Raw genomic sequence first — 17,670 nt, forward strand, 5'->3', positions numbered from 1 at the left:
ATGGCAAAGACTGTATAATTCATATGATCAGGATTTCTACAGAGCCGAAATTAGCGAGTTCCAGTACTTTTTTCATAGAAAACATTATAGGCATGGAATTCATGACTAAAATATCGTATTTTCGCACATATTCGAATATCCGGCAATTTCGATATTGAGGCAGTTCCATGGATGATAACGAAAAAAAAACAGCAAATGTAACATCTCTGCATTCGGACGATGAAAGAGGATGCAATACAAGAGAACAATGTTCTTTGCTCTATCCGAATACGAAAAGGGAAACCAGAGCTGTATCCTGGATACCTTCTGATCCGGAAAGCCCTAAGCAGGAATTTACGGAACTTATAGTAGAGAATTTAAAGTCAGAGGGTTTTGACGAGATATCTTCAAGAATTGTCGGAGTGCTCTTCATAGAACCTGAAGAAATGTCACTTGAAGAGATATCCATTGAGACCGGATACAGTTTGTCTGCTGTCAGCACAGCTATGAAGAACCTCTCACAGTTCCATATTATAAAAAGATTCAAAAAACCAGGCTCAAAAAAAGCTTTCTTTTTCCTTGATAAGAATCTTGCAGCTATCGGTGCACAGGCACTGCGAATGAAATACGACAATGTGATCCTTCCGTCTAAAAAAATATTACCGGATATCATCGAAAAATACGAGCGTGACGGATCAGATAAAACTGCCAGTGAACTGGAAATAGTTACCCGTTATTACAGGCAGATACTGAAACTCGAATCAATTGTCGAAAATTTCCTTGACGAAATGGAAAACATCGATACCGATGAAGAGTAGACCACCATACATTATTTTCACCCCGCTTACAACACTGTTATTAATCAGGTAGTCAATTATAGATTTCTCTTAAATTAAATGGATGGAATAATTAATGGATGGAAAAAAACAGATATACTTAGCAGGACCACTTTTTTCACAGGCGGAGAGGGATTTTAACGTACTGCTCAGGGACAAACTGATTGAGATGGGGTTCTCTGTATTCCTGCCACAGGAGGATGGTAATGACACCGAATCAAGCCGTATGGAGGACAGGCAGAAAACTATCTTTGACAACGATGTTCGGGGAATTGATAACTCAGACATTGTACTGGCAGTGCTGGATGGTGGCAGCGATGTGGATTCAGGAACAGCATGGGAAATGGGTTATGCCTATGCAAAAGGAATTCCGGTACTTGGACTTAAGACCGACTTCAGGACTTTTGGTGATGAAGGAATCGTCAATTTGATGATGGAAATGGCAGTTGAAGCACTTGAAAGAGATGTGGATTCCATACTCAAAGTGCTTGAGAACTACCTTTAGAAAATGAATAAAAAATTATTTTGCAATAAAATTTCATGTCAGGTAATCGATCATTTACCTGAACATGATCCTTCCTTGAAATCTTTTTCTGTAACTTCGCCACGAGGTTCAGATTCTGTAAATATCTGACCTTCAAAAGCATAAACTTCAGCACCTGTAACCCATGCATCATGTGGCAGACCTGCTTTTATACATGTATGATTCAGGAACTCTATTTCATCAAAATCGTTTTCCGGAGCCACCTGCGGTAATAGCAGACCCTGCCTGTAACCACTTTTAACGATCAGTCCATGTCTGCCGATCTTAATAGATGATGGCAGGTCCTTTGGCGGAACATCTACAAGCTCAGGTTTTGTGAGTATAGTTACTTCCACAGTTATGTCCTCCATTTCCTCCTTTTTCACCGGAGGGAATCTTGGGTCACGGAGTGCTGCAGAGAGAGCTGAATCTGTAATTGCGTGCCTTAATGATGAATCAGCATACGGATGACCAATACAACCACGCAGATCGTGATTTTTGGTCAAGGTTACAAAAACACCTCTTACTTCATTGAATATAGCAGGAAGCTGAATCTCCGAACCATCCATCATCTCGCCTGTTCGTAAATACAATTCAATGGCATCCCTGGCAAGCTGAACAGCTGCCTGACCTTCGGTATCTGAAAGCAATTTTACCCCTTCACTCATAAATAAGACTCCTTTTTGCTGACCTTTTATCATCAGCAAATTAATTTAGTTCTTATCTGTTAAGTCTGTATCGAGTGGCTGCAGCCTTAAGAGCTTCAATTCCCGGCAACTCTGCCCCTGCAAGGTAATCAATGCAGGCCCCGCCACCAGTACTGAGGTGAGAGAATTTCTCTTCGTAACCAAGGTTTCTTACTTCTGCTGAAATGTGACCACCACCTGCAATAGAATATTCAGACTGCACAGCAGCTTTTATAATCTCATGAGTACCAAGAGCAAATGGCTCAACTTCTGAAAGACCTGCAGGACCATTAAGGACCACTGTCTTTGCAGCTTTTATTTCATCAGAAAAAGCAACAATTGTCTCAAGACCAATATCATTTATCGGAAGATTTCCGTCAGGCAACTCACTCACAAGAGCTTCAATCCTTTTTCCACCATCATTAAATGCAACATCAACAGGAAGTCCAATCTTGCCATTAAATTTGCCAAGTATCTCTTTTCCTCTTTCTATCTGCTCAGTATAACCCTGTGATTCAATAAAATCAAGATTTGTAGAACCAATGTCCACACCTGATGCTGCAAGCATCACATTTGCAACAACACCAGTAACAAGCACTTTGTCAGCACCACCATTACTGAGCACATTCTCAGCAACTGTCAGGGAATCATCAACCTTTGCTCCGCCAAGTACAAAGATACATGGCCTCTCACCACCTTTTACTCCTCTGTCAAGGGATGAGATCTCTTTCTCCATGACGCGTCCTGCACCAGTTGGAAGAGTTTCAGTAAAGCCCATGATGGAAAGATGACTTCTGTGGGAAACAGCAAAAGCGTCATTAAGGAAAATATCGATCAAAGGAGACAGTTTTCTTACCATATGTGTACCTGAATGTTCGATTGCAGGCCTTGTTATACTTTCTTCAGAATAGAACCTAACGTTCTCAAGTAAAATCACATCGCCTTTTTTCATGGAAGCAATAGAAGAACGTGCATGTGTTCCAAAAATGTCGTCCACATACTTTACTTCTTTACCAAGATATTGAGACATCAGCTGAGAATGCGGTTTCATAGTTGTGAAATCTTTTTTACCTGCACGGCTCTGGTGAGCCATGAGTACAACCTTTGCATCCTCAAGGTCCTTTATAGTAGGTATATGGCTTTTTATTCTCATATCATCGAGAATATTATCTTCAGTATCCATTGGAGTGTTTAGGTCCACCCGCACAAGTATGGTTTTACCGTCTATATCAAAATCATCAATAGTAAGATAGTCCCTGCTAGTCAAAATTCCATCACCGCTTCTTTTAACCTGAATGACCTGATCAATATAATATATAGAGTAAATAAGTCTATGTAAGTATATAAATGACACATGTTGTCTAATTTTTTGTCATAATGAACTAATCTTATTATATCTTTTCTATAAAGCAAATCAGCCAAAAACTAATATTGCTTGCCTTCTATTGCAAAGTGGTGATCATATGAAGATACTTGGAATATCAGGAAGCCCAAAAGTTGGCCAGAATAATGACACTTTGATAAAGAAAGTGCTTGAGATCGCAAGTGAAAGAGGTTTTGAAACTGATGCTGTATTTCTCTCAGAATCAAAAGTAGCTCCATGTACTGCATGTGGAGTTTGCGCAAAGGGAGAAAAATGCGTAATTGATGATGATATGCAACCAGTCTATGACAAGCTTGTAGAAGCAGATGCAATCGTTGTTTCTTCCCCGGTCTATTTCGGAACCATGACAGCACAGCTCAAAGCACTTTGTGACAGAAGCGTTGTTCACAGAAGACAGGGATTCAAGCTCAGCAACAAACTTGGTGCAGCAATGGCAATCGGCGGTTCAAGAAATGGTGGCCAGGAAAAAACAATACAGACCATTCACGAGTGGATGCACATCCATGGAATGATAGTTGTCGGTGACGGCGGACACTTCGGTGGAATTCTCCAGAAACCTGCTGCCGAAGATGATGAAGGCATGAAAACAGCAATTGATACGATCAACAAAGTCTGTGATGTACTTGAAATGATGAAGAAATGAAATATTTTCTTCACATCTTTAGTCAATCTATATTAATTTACAATTTGTCATTTCAATTTATTATGAATGATTTCTCATCAGCCTACAACAAACCATATAAACAAATTCATACAATCTTATTTTAAGGACAAATATAGGATTTATTTGTCCATGTGGGTGTTACCATGGGAGAAAAATCAGACCAATCTCAAAAAAGCGGAGCTCTGTTCAAAGCACCGGAAGATTTCGCCAAAAGCGCAAATGTCAATGATCCTGATATTTACAGAATAGCTGATGAAAACCCGGAAAAGTTCTGGGAAAAGAATGCAGAGAACATTGAGTGGTATAGCAAATGGGAAAAAGTCCTGGAATGGGAACCTCCGCATTCAAAGTGGTTCGTTGGAGGAAAACTCAATGCCTGCTACAATTGTCTTGATGTGAATCTAAAGGAAAGGGCAGATAAGAATGCTCTTATCTGGGAATCCGAGAGTGGGGAGATTCTCAAATATACATATAAAGAACTGCTTGAGGAGGTCTGTAAATTTGCAAACGTTCTCAAAGACCTCGGAGTGAAAAAAGGAGATATTGTTACAATATACCTTCCGATGATACCTCAGGTCATCATTTCTATGCTGGCATGCGCACGTATTGGAGCACCGCATAGTGTTGTTTTTGCAGCGTTCTCCGGGGAATCACTTGCGACCAGGATTGGAAATGCCAATAGCCGGATCCTTGTAACCTGTGACGGATACTCACGTCGTGGAAAAGTTGTTGAGCAAAAGAACAAGGTAGACGACGGAATCCGTTCCTGCGGAATTGTGGACAAAGTAGTTGTTGTCAAACACCAGAACAATGATATTCAGATGAAAGATGGAAGAGACCTCTGGTGGCATGATGTCATGGAAGGAGCGGATACTTCCTGTGAACCCGAGATAATGGATTCAGAGGATATGCTCTTTTTGATGTACACCAGCGGTACTACAGGAAAACCAAAGGGAATTGTCCATACAACCGGCGGATACATGGTTGCAACCCAAACAACAAGCAAATTTATCTTCGACCTGAAAGAAGATGATATCTACTGGTGTACTGCGGATTGTGGATGGATAACAGGACACTCATACATTGTTTACGGACCACTGGCCAACGGTACTACCCTTGTAACTTACGAAGGAGCGCCTGATTATCCTGATAAGGACAGGTACTGGGATATTATTGAAAGACATAAGGTAACGATACTTTACACCGCCCCAACAGCCATCAGAACATTCATGAAATGGGGACCTTCATGGCCTCAGATGCATGATATATCCACACTCAGGCTGATAGGTTCTGTGGGTGAACCTATAAACCCGGGTGCATGGTTGTGGTATCATGAAAATATAGGACTTGGAAAATGTCCGGTGGTCGATACATGGTGGCAGACCGAGACCGGAATGATAATGATATCCGCACTTCCCGGAATAACAACAACAAAACCAGGAAGTGCCACAATGGCATTCCCTGGAATTAAAGCAGCAGTCCTTGATGAGAAAGGAAACGAGACTGCACCTGGAGAGGATGGTTATCTTGCTATCCTTAATCCGTGGCCAAGTATGGTACGCACTGTGTTTGGAAATGAAGAACGATTCATAGAAACTTACTGGAGCAAATGGGACAATAAGACCTACTTTGCAGGTGATGGTGCAAAAAGAGACGATGATGGCTACTTCTGGATAATAGGCCGTGTGGATGATGTCATTAAAGTTTCAGGCCATCGTATCGGAAGTGCTGAGTTTGAAAGCATAATGGTGTCACATCCTTCAGTAGCTGAAGCAGGAGTTGTAGGAAAGGAAGATGAGATCAGAGGTGAAGTAATCTACTGTTACGTAACTCTCAGAACAGGGGTTGAGGAAAGTGAAGACATCAAGAAAGAGCTCATAACCTATGTTGAAAGGAATATTGGTCCTTTTGCCCGCCCTAAACAGATAATCTTTGCCGATGACCTGCCAAAAACAAGAAGTGGCAAGATTATGAGAAGAGTGCTTAAAGCAATTGCAAATGAAAAAGACCCTGGAGATCTTACAACCCTGCAAGATCCTGATGTAGTTCAGGTACTAAAACAAAAAACAAAGTTGCTTGATGGTTAAATTGCAAAATCGAATATTAGAATTCAAAATTAATATTCAGAATAAATAGTAATGGTAAAAGGAGAACACATCTCCTTTATTCATTTAATTCAATGCCGATACTTTCTGCAATAGCATTTATGTCCAGATGATTTCTCAAAAGCTCAGTGACCCTGTCGAGCTTTACCTGCTGTTTTATATGAGCATGACCAATCAGGTTTTCCATTCTTTCAATTGTGTTCATGGTATCACCACGCACCAGGATAACAGGGATTCCTGCTTCCTCTGCACTTGCAAGAACAGCACCACTTGGACGCATATTACCAGTAAGAATGAGACATTTCACTCTTGAATCAATGGCTGCCATCTGTATATCTGCCCTGTCACCACCGGTGATAACAACGCTGTTTGGCTGACGTCTGAAGTATTTGATTGCAGAGCCGACTTCCATTGCGCCTACAAGGTAGTTCTCAACAAGCTGGTCCAGTTTATCAGGAGCTACAAGAACCTCGGCATGCAGGTCTTCCACGATCTCAGAAATGAATACCGAACGTAGAGTATGGTCTTCGTAGATAACTCCAAAAACCTTTATGCCTTTACGCTCAAGGAAAGGAACAACTATCTCAGTAACCCTGTCTTCCATATTGCGTGGAACTTCGTTGAGTATCACACCTGTAAGAGTTGCTTTATCCCCTACAATACGCACGTCACATAGTATTCTGTCAATTGCAGATATAGAATCAAAGCGTGTGACAAGCAGCATTGGGATTCCGAGTTTAGATGCCACTTCAGGGTCTGAAAGACCGTACATTGAACCGCCACCGATACAACCGGTGCCCTCAACGAATATTACATCTTTGTCTTTTGAGATCACAGAATATGCATCTGAAAGTCTTTTATCAAGATCTTTCTCAACACCTTTGAGAGCATCGTCTATGAGACTATCAGTAAGATGGATAGGAGTTACATATTTTGCAGGGTCTTCAATTCCCAGTAATCTCTTAATACCTTCAGAATCTTCATCCGTAAGTGAACCATCCACATCGATCAGGAGATTTCCAACAGGTTTCATGTAACCGATTTTCAAAGTGTTTTCCTGGAATATTTTACCCAGACCCATACATATAGAGCTCTTACCAGAGTACTCTTCTGATGAACTAACCAATATTGAAGCCATACTTACCATCTCCTTACTCATTCAGGTTCAGTGTGAACCTGATATCCATTGCAACACATCCCTGACCTTCAGGCATTACCATTAAAGGATTAATTTCAAATTCTAATATTTCCGGAAAATCCGTAACTAGCTGTGACACCTTAAGCAGAGTCTTAACTATTGAGTCGATATCCGATGCTGCCTCACCCCTTACACCTGCAATTAACGGATAAGTCTTAATTGACGACACCATGTGCTTCGCCTCAGCCTCTGTGATAGGAGCAACTGCAAACGAAACATCTTTCAGGAACTCAACATAAGTTCCTCCAAGTCCGAACATCAACAGTGGACCAAATTGCGGATCCCTGTCCATTCCAATGATGACCTCTTTTCCTCCGCTGATCATCTTCTGGAGCTGAACACCTGTAATAGTGGCATCGGGCATGTAATGCCTCACATCCGACATCATCGAATTATAAGCACGTTCCACGTCATCTGCATGCTTGAGGTTCAAACGGATACCACCCACATCACTCTTATGTGAGATGTCAGGTGACAGGATTTTCATAACAATGGGATATCCCATGTCTTCTGCTGCTTTGACCGCATCTGGAAGTGTTTTTGCTATTCTTGCATCAACAACCGGAATATCGTATGCTTTCAGTATATCCATTGATTCCAGACCATGCATTCTTCTTTTATTCTCAGAAGCAGAATCTATAAACGATTGGGCATACTCTTTGTCAGCTTTAATCTCTGCAGGCTCACCACGTTTGTGATTCCTTATCGTATAATAGTTGCACAGAGCATTCATACTTGCAACTGCCCTTTCTGCAGATGAGTAATTTGGTATCCCATATTTGTTGAGAATTTCCTCACCTGCTGCAATTCTACTTCCACCTGCAAAATTGCAGAGTATCGGCTTTTTAGAATCCTTGATCTTTGCTGCGACTTTTTCCGCTATTCCCGGAACGTCTGTCATTGACTGTGGTGAAACAAGAACTATGATACCGTTTACGTTTATATCATCCATGACAACATCAAGAGCATGTTCGTAAAGGTCGGCACCTGCATCTCCGAGCACATCAACCGGGTCGTAGAAATTTGATGCTGGTGGTAATTTCTCTCTTAATCTTTCCACTGTTTTCTCTTCAAATGAAGCGATTGAAAGACCTGAATTATAACATGCATCTGCTGTCAGGATACCAAGACCACCAGCATTAGTGATAATGGCAATGTTCCTGCCTTCCGGCAGAGGACAAACTGAAAATGCACGGCTGTAATCAAGCATTTCCTCAAGTGAATCTGCACGCAGGACACCACCCTGCTTAAAAGCTGCATTATATGCAGCATCCGAACCTGCAAGTGTACCGGTGTGTGATGAAACTGCTTTAGAACCAACTGAGGTTCGTCCCGATTTTACAATGACAATTGGTTTTGAACGTGATACACGCTCTGCAATCTTTATGAATTCCGGACCGTCTTTTACACCTTCAAGATATGCTGCAATAACTGCTGTTGTAGAATCTGTCTCAAAAAGCTGTAAAAAATCATTTTCTGCAAGTACTGCTTTATTTCCAAGGCTTATGAATTTGGAAAAACCAACGCCAATTCTTTCAGCCCAGTCAAGAGTAACCGTACATATCGCACCCGACTGGGACATCATGGCTATGTTTCCTTCATATGCCATATTGGCTGCAAATGATGCGTTAAGTCCTGAAGCAGTATCAATTATACCAAGACAATTCGGACCTATAAGGTTTATTCCATATTTTTCACATAATGCTATACATTCGCGTTCAAGACGTGCACCTTCAATGCCAGCTTCCTTAAAACCGGCAGATATGACAATGACATTTCCAACGCCGGCTCTGCCGCACTCATCAATAGAGCCGGGCACAAACTTTGCTGGAACCACGACTATTGCAAGGTCTACCTTGGTTTCAGCCGGAACGTCCAGTATATTATGATAACACGGAAGTCCCAGTATTTCATCGACATTAGGATTGATAGGTATGATGGTGAGTTTGCTATTCTGCATGAGGTTTTCAAGCACTGCCCTCCCTACTTTACCTTCTTTCCTGGATGCACCGATAACGGCTACAGAATCAGGATTGAACATTTTCTCGAGCATGTATTTCTCCCTGTGTTTATTCCCTTTTTATTAATAATGTTCAATAATAGATAAAATTAAGGGAGAAAGTGAAAAGAAAAAGAGATTTTGCGTTAAATTGGAAATCTCCCTATAACTACTGTTTTTGTCTTTCCTTTATTTCAGCCAGTTTCTTTTCATAGATAGCCTTATAATCAGCAGTCTTGAACTCATTCCATTTCACACCGAGGGTTGCATAGTCCTTATGCATGGATTCGGAGCTTAGTTTATGAATTGTCCATTCTGTTGCATTCTTTATTCCAAGAACAAATGCATGAATTGCCTCATAATATCTTTTCAGGACAGGAGATTCATTCCTTGAACGATATCCAATTGCAGAGCCTATTAACAAAATACCTATAATTCCTATGAAGAAGAAACTTGTATTAAAAGGACTGATTGGTTCCTGCTCCAGTGCCTTGCTCATTATTTCCACATCTGGGACATCATTCACGGAGTTTAATCCGGCATTGCTCTTATATGTGATTTGTGTGTTCTGTGCCGTAGACTCAGGAACTGAATTGCGCAAGATTTGACCGCTGCCTGTACTCACAATAGCAAACGGAGAGAAGCCAGGAGTTTGGGCTTTGAAATAATAATTATTTGCATCAGTACCGATTCTGGAAGTCTTTAATTCATTCCATGAACCACCGGAATACCTGTAAAGTCTTACAGAAGTAGGGTCTGCATCGTTATCCTCAAGCCATTGTTTTGAAACTTTGAATGTGATCTCTGCTGATGAGAAATAATTTCCTGAATTGAACTTGACATCACCCACCCATATATTGATATTGCGATAGACATCTCCAGGTGGATTCGTGTTCACCAGGGAAGAACGATCATACAGGATCTCAATTATTGCCTTTACCTGGCCTGCAGCCTTAAGTGCGGAAAACTCCACGGATTCAAGATCATTCTCTGAATTTGGGAATTTGAATTCTATTTGCTGACCACGGGTCACATATTTGATTGAATAATCTTTGAATGCAACATTATTGTAGTCTTCAGCGCCACTGGAAGCACCTGCACCACCGCCACTACTACTGCTGCTTGATGTTGAAAAACCACTGTAATCTGTAACCTTGGTATTAACATCATAGACTCTGATGGTAATGGCCTCTGAATCATTGAGCTGGCCATCAGTTACATGGAATTCTACAGAATAAGTGCCTGACTGACCATAATCTGGAATCCAGTAAAAAAGATGTGTTACCGGATCAAAGGAGGATCCTGATGGTGCACCACTTACCGAATAAATAAGGCTGTCGTTGTCATCATCAGTTGCATTAACATAGAATTTCAATGTCTCGTTCTCATAAATGTAACGTGAGCCAATAGATTCTATTTCAGGAGGCATATTTGTCGGGTTCACTTTTACATGAACCGTAGTACTATCATAAAGACTGCCGTCTGTGGCATTGAAAAGTATGTAATATTCTCCACTGTCATAATAACCAGTATCCCAGACAAATGTATCTCCGATTATTTTTCCATTATTGAAAGCAGTTGAGAAGGAAACAGAATCACCGTCAGGGTCTGTGGCACTGAGATTGATCATTACCTGTTCTGTCTCATTTACTTCATACATGGGCATTGAATCAAATACAGGTGGACGATTGACATTCTCTACATTGATGATTACAGTGTCAACAGCTGTGTACCGAATATCGGATACACGGAATTCAACGGTGTATTTACCTGATTGCTCATAGGTTGGGGTCCATGAGAAATGACCTGTTGAATTATCAAAGAAGGAGCCCTCCGGAAGACCTGTTACTGCATAGCTTAGAGTATCGTTATTCGGATCCGTGGCATTCAGAGTAAACTCAATACTCTCATTTTCTTTTACATATTGTGTTCCCATATGAACTATGCCTGGAGGAAGGTTAGTACTACCAACTGCAACAATAGCGATCTTAGAATCAGATAGCTGCCCATCTGATACTGTGAAGAGAATTTCATAGAATCCTTTTTTATTTAATCCGGGAGTCCAGGTAAATACATTATCTACGATTTCACCAAATTCTACATCCTTGGAGAACGTCAGTTCATCACCATCTATATCCTCTGCCGTAAGGTTGATCTTCACCGTCTCAAGTTCATTAACAACTACACTTGTTATCGATGAAAGTATCGGTGCAGAATTGGATCCTATTACAATGACCTCTACTGTCTCACTCACTGATAACTCTCCGTCACTGACGGTAAAGGTAACATCGTAACTGCCCTCATCCTCATAACCTGGAGTCCAGATGAAAATACCATTATTCAAGGAACCCCTGGAGAAATCCTTAGTAATACCAAGTGGAGTATTATCTGGATCAGAAGCGTTGAGATCAAGTACCAATGTACTGCTCTCATTCACATAAACCTGAGAAGGAACATCGATCTGTGGTGGAAGGTTAATGTTCTGCACTGTAATTTCAACATTTTGAGTATCTTTTGCCGTACCATCTGAAACGGAAAATACAACATTATATACGCCAGCATCATCATATGAAGGAATCCAGGTGAAAACACCTGTAGACGTATTTATTGAAGAACTTTCCGATGCACCAGTCACAGAATAAAAAAGAATGTCACTTTCATCATACTCATCAGCCTGCAGACTTATGGTTACTAATTCATTTTCATCTACCGATACATCCTCTATGACAGAAAGGATAGGAGCACGGTTGACATGATTTACTGTAATAGTGATAGTTTCCAGATCTGATAGTGATCCATCACTTATGCTGAAAGTTACATTATAGGTTCCTGACTGGTCATAATCGGGATTCCAGACGAATTCCTGTGTATCTTCATCGAACTCTGCACCTGATGGAAGACCTGTTGCTGAATAGGTCAGACCGTTTGAATCGGGGTCGGAACCTGATATGGTGAATCTTAGTTCTGAACCTTCATCAACTGTTCTATCTCCAATAGGAACAAGTTCAGGAGCGCGATTTACTGAACCTACGTTGATAGTGATAGTTTCAGAATCAACAAGATAACCATCACTTACATAGAAAGTTAGGGAATAAGTACCGGAGTCTTCATAATCAGGAATCCATGTAAACTCTTGTGTGTTGGGGTCAAAATTTGCACCTTGCGGGATTCTGCTTGCATAATAGATCAATGAGTCACCATCTTCATCGTGTGCTGATACATTGAATGTAAGTGATGAACCTTCATTTACTTGCATATTGCCAATATTATCAAGAATTGGAGCACGATTGATATTATGTACAGTAATAGTGATGGTTTCGGAATCAGTAAGGTTGCCATCGCTCACCCTGAATGTTACAGTATAGGTCCCTGATGCATTATAATCAGGAGTCCAGCGGAACTGGCCTGTACCTTCATCAAAATAGGAACCATCCGGTTTATTTTCAATCGAATATGTGAGGTCATCAACGTCCGGGTCTGTTGCAGTAACAAAGAACAATAGTTCGGAGTTTTCATTGATATCCTTATTCCCTATGGAGGAAAGCACAGGCGGACGATTTACTGAACCAACGCTAATAATAATGGTTTCGGAATCAGAAAGGTCACTATCACTTACTGTAAATGTTACTTCATAAGAACCGGAATCCTCATAGTCAGGGGTCCAGACAAAACTGCGGCTCAAAGGATTGAAATCAGCATCATCAGGTACACCTGAAGCTGAGTAGCTAAGTGAATCGTAGTCCGGGTCACTGCCATTTATCGTGAATGAAAGTTTTTCACCTTCTGCAACGTTCTTGTTTCCGATTTCCGATAGGATTGGAGCGCGATTTGTGTTCGCAACATCTATGGATATTGTTTCGGAATCAGAAAGACTACCATCGCTTACGGTAAAGGTGACGGAGTGACTGCCTGATTGATCATAATCCGGGGTCCAGGAGAATGCATGAGAGTGTTCATCAAAATCGGCTCCGTCAGGAAGCACAGATGTAGAGTATTCAAGAGTATCCTCATCAGGATCAATGGCACTTATAGTGAAATTGAGTGATGAACCTTCTAAGGCGGTTTTGTCACCAATAGAGGCAAGTTCAGGAGGGCGATTTACTGAACCAACACTAACTGTAATTGTTTCAGAATCGGAAAGATCACCATCACTAACAGTGAAAGTTACATCATAAATTCCTGATTGATCATAGTCAGGAATCCAGCTAAAAGTATGTGTCAGTTCATCAAAGTCCGCACCTGAAGGAACGTTACTGGCAGAATATGCTAAAGAGTCACCATCCAAATCATTTGCACTTATTGTGAATGACAGTTCCGCTGCTTCATTGACAACTTTATTGCCAATAGGTGTCAGTTCTGGAGCACGGTTGACATTCTGAACTTCAATGTATATGGTTTCTGAGTCGGAAAGGTCACCGTCACTTGCAGTAAAAGTAAGGTTGTAGGTTCCAGCATCATCATAATCAGGAGTCCAGCGGAATTCATGGGTTATGGAGTTGAAACTTCCTATATGGGAAGGATTTGATACTGAGTATTCAAGATTATCCTTATCATGATCTGTAGCTGTTACAATAAAGCTGAGTTCTGAATTCTCATTGACCGTCATATTGCCTATAGGTACAAGAACTGGAGCAATGTTGACATTGTTGACAACTATTTGCACAAGTTCTGCATCAATAAAGGTCCCATCGGTGACTTCAAAAACCACATTATGAGTTCCTGACTGGTTATATGTAGGAATCCATGAGAACTGACGTGTCTGAGCATTGAATGATGCACCAAGAGGAAGACCTGATGCGGAATAAGTTAAAGTATCGCCTGAATCTTCATCAATTGCATTTATAGTGAACGAAAGATACTGGTTCTCATCTATAGATTTCCCTCCTATATATTCAAGAACAGGTGGAACATTGGTGTTACCGACTGCTATTTTGAAACTCTCCGTATAAGACAGATTTCCATCTGAAGCTGTGAAACTCACATCATATATTCCACTATCATTGTAACCCGGTTTCCAGGTGAAAATGTTGTTATCAAGAATACCAAAATCTACACTTTTCTCATAAGTCAGAATATCATCGTCAGGATCATTTCCATTTATCTCGATAATCAACTCTTGATTTTCATTAATCAATTTGTCAGGAATATAATCGATATATGGTGCACGATTCGTATTAGTTACAGCGATGATAGCAATAGCAGAATCGGAAAGGTTGCCGTCACTTACAGTAAAGTTGATTTCATGAGTACCCGAAGAGTTGTAATCTGGAATCCATGTGAATATGTTATCTTCTATGTTTCCAAAAGTCACATTGTCATTATATGCAAGAGTGTCTTCTGAATCTGAATCGGTTGCAGAAAGAGTAATCATAAGTGAAGAATTTTCAGCAATATAGTAAGAACCCGGGGATGAAAGGACTGGAGCACGGTTGACATTATTTACAGTAACAATAGCAACTTCTGAATCATATGCATCACCATCACTTACAGTGAATTCAATAGCATAAACACCCGATTTTTCATAGTCAGGAACCCAGGTGAAGATATTGTTATTTAGATTTCCAAAACTAACATTGCAATCATAATCCAAAGTGTCTTCTGAATCTAGATCCGTTGCATCAAGGGAAATTATAAGCGACGAATTCTCATCCACTATATAAGAACCAGGAGGTGAGAGGATTGGAGCACGATTAACATTGTTCACTTTGATAGTAACAAGTTCTGTATCAGAATCGGACTCATCCCTAACAGTAAATTCAATTATATAGATTCCTGCAGCTTCATAATCAGGAGTCCAGTTAAAGACATTAACAGACACGTTGCCAAATGAAACGTTGCTCGAATAGACAAGCTCATTACCATCTGGGTCTGAGCCTTGCAAAGCAATTGCAAGAGATTCGTTTTCATCGATCTCAACATTGGAAATTGTGGATAGTACCGGAGCACGGTTTATATTTTCAACATTTATGATTACTGTTTTGGAATCAGAATCAATACCATCACTTACAGTGAATTCAGCAACATGAACCCCGGCTGAATCAGAATCTGGTGTCCAGCTAAAAGTATTACCTGACAGGTTACCAAACGTAGCATTAGTTGAATAAGTCAAGCTGGCATCTGTATCTGCATCAGTGGCAGAAAGAGAGATAATTAAAGTGTCATTTTCATTGACATATTGCTCGCCAATTTCTGACAAAACTGGTTTGTTATTAACATTACTGACAGTAATTGTTACTACTTCATAATCTATTAGCGAACCGTCGCTTACATTAAATTCAACATTGTAAACACCCGAATCATTAAATCCAGTGTTCCAGGTGAAAACATTGCCTGCCATACTACCGAAGCTGGCATTTGAGCCATAGGTCAAAGAATCATCTATATCAGGGTCTGTAGCTGAGAGATTAATCTCAAGAAGAGAATTTTCCAGAACTGATTGTGGGCCTATAACATTTAGAACAGGAGCACGATTAATGTTATTCACATTTATAGTAGTAAGCTCTGAATCAGAATCGATACCATCACTCACGGTGAATTCAACAACATAAGTACCAGCATGATCAAAATCGGGAATCCAAGTGAAAATGTTGCCTAAAATATTTCCAAAAGAAACATTGGATGAATATTCCAAATTATTCCCATCCGGATCGGTAGCTGACAAGTTTATTGATAAAGATTCGTTCTCATCTATCTCAAAATCATCTAGTGGGGAAAGAATTGGTGGACGGTTTGTATTTTCAACATTAATAACTACGGTTTCTGAATCTGTATCCATGGTGTCATCTACAGTGAATTTTACAACATAAATACCGGCTGCATCATAATCTGGAGTCCAGGTGAAAACATTGTCAGAGAGATTACCAAATGTAGCATTGGTATAGTAACTAAGGATGTCACCTGAATCGGTATCATTAGCAGAGAGGCTGATCTGTAGGGGTTCCGCTTCGTTTACATATTGTTCACCAATCTCTTCCAAAACAGGAGCATGATTAACATTACTCACTGTTATAGTTACTATTTCGGAATCTACAAGTGAACCATCGGTGACATTGAATTTAACATTATAAGTCCCGGAATCGTTTGAACCAGGAGTCCATGTGAAAATGTTTTCAGAAAGATTGCCAAAGCTGGCGTTTGTAGAGTATGTCAGAGAATCTTCCAAATCTTCGTCCGTTGCTGAGAGAATAATCTCAAGAACAGAATTCTCCAATACAGATTGGGAGCCTATATCATTAAGAGCTGGAGCGCGATTGACACCTAAAACTTCAATATAAATTGTTTCAGAATCTGTGAGATCAGTTGAGGAAGCTACTAACTCTACAATATATTCCCCGGCATCGGAATAACCAGTGACCCAGTTAAATTCACCTGAAGTTTCATTCAATGTGGAATTTCCCGGAAGAGAATCCGCAGAGTATGTAATTGGATCTGAATCAAGGTCATTTGCCTTAATCACAAATGAAAGGGTTTCTGTTTCATTTACTGACTTATTACCTATGGGCTGAAGTTCCGGTGGATGATCAATGACTGCTGCTACTTCATTAACAAATATGGTTGCATAAGTAGAGTTTGATGCATAACCATCAGAAACAGAGAATTTCACATTATAGTTTCCAACATCTGTTTCAGTTGGTGTCCATGAAAATGATCCGTTACTGGAATTGAGAGTATAACCTTCCGGAAGCTTTTCTACACCAAAACTCAGATCTGTATCATCAAAATCAACTGCGACTATTGAGAAATTAAGATTTGAACCTGCATTCACTGTTTTATTATCAATCTCGTCTATTTCAGGAGGGTAGTTAACCCTCACTGAGCCATTCACAACATATTCTGCCGGGAATGAAGTTGTATCATTTGAAAATGAGACATTTCTGAGTACGACATCATAATGACCGCTGACCAGAGATCTGAATAACAGGTTAACAACATGAATCTCATCTTCGCTTGAAAGATTATCAAACTCCAGTGTCATATTGGAAAAACCAGTGGAGTTATCAAGATAGAATTGGCTATCTGATATCGACGAACTATTGCCATCAATATCATCTATTCGAAGAGAAGAATTGTCAAATAGGATATCAAGAGACAAGAACCTGATATTCGTTATATTATCTATAAAAACCGGCAATGAAAATGAAACCCCTGGATTTACTACAGTTGACCCCACAATTACTGTTTCATTGGAATATGCACTGGCAAATACCGATAACAACAACACTGACAAAACTATACTTATAAAAACAAAGCCCACTTTTTTACATTTTTCCTTTCCATTAGGAAACATGCTTTTCCC

Annotated in this window: 9 protein-coding genes; 4 read left to right on the forward strand and 5 right to left on the reverse strand. The window is 40.2% G+C overall.

The window, feature by feature from the left end; genetic code table 11:
* Window positions 1–167: 167 nt before the first annotated feature.
* Window positions 168–797 (forward strand): GbsR/MarR family transcriptional regulator, encoded by a 630-nt coding sequence (locus BLP52_RS05275; RefSeq protein ID WP_091709355.1) that lies wholly within the window; start codon window positions 168–170, stop codon window positions 795–797.
* Window positions 798–891: 94 nt separating this feature from the next.
* Window positions 892–1,320 (forward strand): nucleoside 2-deoxyribosyltransferase, encoded by a 429-nt coding sequence (locus tag BLP52_RS05280; RefSeq protein WP_091709357.1) that lies wholly within the window; start codon window positions 892–894, stop codon window positions 1,318–1,320.
* 50 nt (window positions 1,321–1,370) lie between these two features.
* On the opposite strand, the gene BLP52_RS05285 is transcribed toward BLP52_RS05280, so the two are convergent.
* Both BLP52_RS05285 and BLP52_RS05290 read right to left on the reverse strand, forming a co-directional pair.
* On the reverse strand, window positions 1,371–2,006 hold the full coding sequence (locus BLP52_RS05285) for a TIGR00296 family protein (RefSeq protein ID WP_394328629.1): 636 nt from the start codon (window positions 2,004–2,006) through the stop codon (window positions 1,371–1,373).
* A 52-nt stretch (window positions 2,007–2,058) separates the two neighbouring features.
* The gene (locus tag BLP52_RS05290) at window positions 2,059–3,294 is read right to left on the reverse strand and encodes a phosphoglycerate kinase (protein ID WP_238380750.1); all 1,236 of its coding nucleotides are present in this window, start codon (window positions 3,292–3,294) and stop codon (window positions 2,059–2,061) included.
* A gap of 193 nt (window positions 3,295–3,487) precedes the next feature.
* Between BLP52_RS05290 and BLP52_RS05295 the strand changes: the two genes are divergently transcribed.
* Complete coding sequence (locus tag BLP52_RS05295) at window positions 3,488–4,051, forward strand: flavodoxin family protein (RefSeq protein ID WP_091709360.1); 564 nt, start codon at window positions 3,488–3,490, stop codon at window positions 4,049–4,051.
* Between the two features lie 164 nt (window positions 4,052–4,215).
* Window positions 4,216–6,159, forward strand: a complete 1,944-nt coding sequence (gene acs, locus BLP52_RS05300; protein ID WP_091709362.1) for an acetate--CoA ligase — start codon at window positions 4,216–4,218, stop codon at window positions 6,157–6,159.
* 76 nt (window positions 6,160–6,235) lie between these two features.
* On the opposite strand, the gene BLP52_RS05305 is transcribed toward acs, so the two are convergent.
* The 3 genes from BLP52_RS05305 to BLP52_RS05315 form a co-directional block, all read right to left on the reverse strand.
* Window positions 6,236–7,315: a phosphotransacetylase family protein gene (locus BLP52_RS05305; protein ID WP_091709674.1), complete on the reverse strand. Its 1,080-nt coding sequence runs from the start codon at window positions 7,313–7,315 to the stop codon at window positions 6,236–6,238.
* Window positions 7,316–7,328: 13 nt separating this feature from the next.
* On the reverse strand, window positions 7,329–9,428 hold the full coding sequence (locus BLP52_RS05310) for an acetate--CoA ligase family protein (protein WP_091709363.1): 2,100 nt from the start codon (window positions 9,426–9,428) through the stop codon (window positions 7,329–7,331).
* 115 nt (window positions 9,429–9,543) lie between these two features.
* Window positions 9,544–17,661, reverse strand: a complete 8,118-nt coding sequence (locus tag BLP52_RS05315; RefSeq protein WP_162272939.1) for an Ig-like domain-containing protein — start codon at window positions 17,659–17,661, stop codon at window positions 9,544–9,546.
* Window positions 17,662–17,670 lie beyond the last annotated feature (9 nt).

The organism is Methanolobus vulcani (genome assembly GCF_900100715.1).
Taxonomy (GTDB): Archaea; Halobacteriota; Methanosarcinia; order Methanosarcinales; family Methanosarcinaceae; genus Methanolobus; species Methanolobus vulcani.

What these genes read in the sequence shown, in the direction of transcription:
- BLP52_RS05275 (WP_091709355.1), top strand. Translation starts at nt 168, where the DNA reads ATGGATGATAACGAAAAAAAAACAGCAAATGTAACATCTCTGCATTCG.
- BLP52_RS05280 (WP_091709357.1), top strand. Translation starts at nt 892, where the DNA reads ATGGATGGAAAAAAACAGATATACTTAGCAGGACCACTTTTTTCACAG.
- BLP52_RS05285 (WP_394328629.1), bottom strand. Translation starts at nt 2,006, where the DNA reads ATGAGTGAAGGGGTAAAATTGCTTTCAGATACCGAAGGTCAGGCAGCT.
- BLP52_RS05295 (WP_091709360.1), top strand. Translation starts at nt 3,488, where the DNA reads ATGAAGATACTTGGAATATCAGGAAGCCCAAAAGTTGGCCAGAATAAT.
- acs (WP_091709362.1), top strand. Translation starts at nt 4,216, where the DNA reads ATGGGAGAAAAATCAGACCAATCTCAAAAAAGCGGAGCTCTGTTCAAA.
- BLP52_RS05305 (WP_091709674.1), bottom strand. Translation starts at nt 7,315, where the DNA reads ATGGCTTCAATATTGGTTAGTTCATCAGAAGAGTACTCTGGTAAGAGC.
- BLP52_RS05310 (WP_091709363.1), bottom strand. Translation starts at nt 9,428, where the DNA reads ATGCTCGAGAAAATGTTCAATCCTGATTCTGTAGCCGTTATCGGTGCA.
- BLP52_RS05315 (WP_162272939.1), bottom strand. Translation starts at nt 17,661, where the DNA reads ATGTTTCCTAATGGAAAGGAAAAATGTAAAAAAGTGGGCTTTGTTTTT.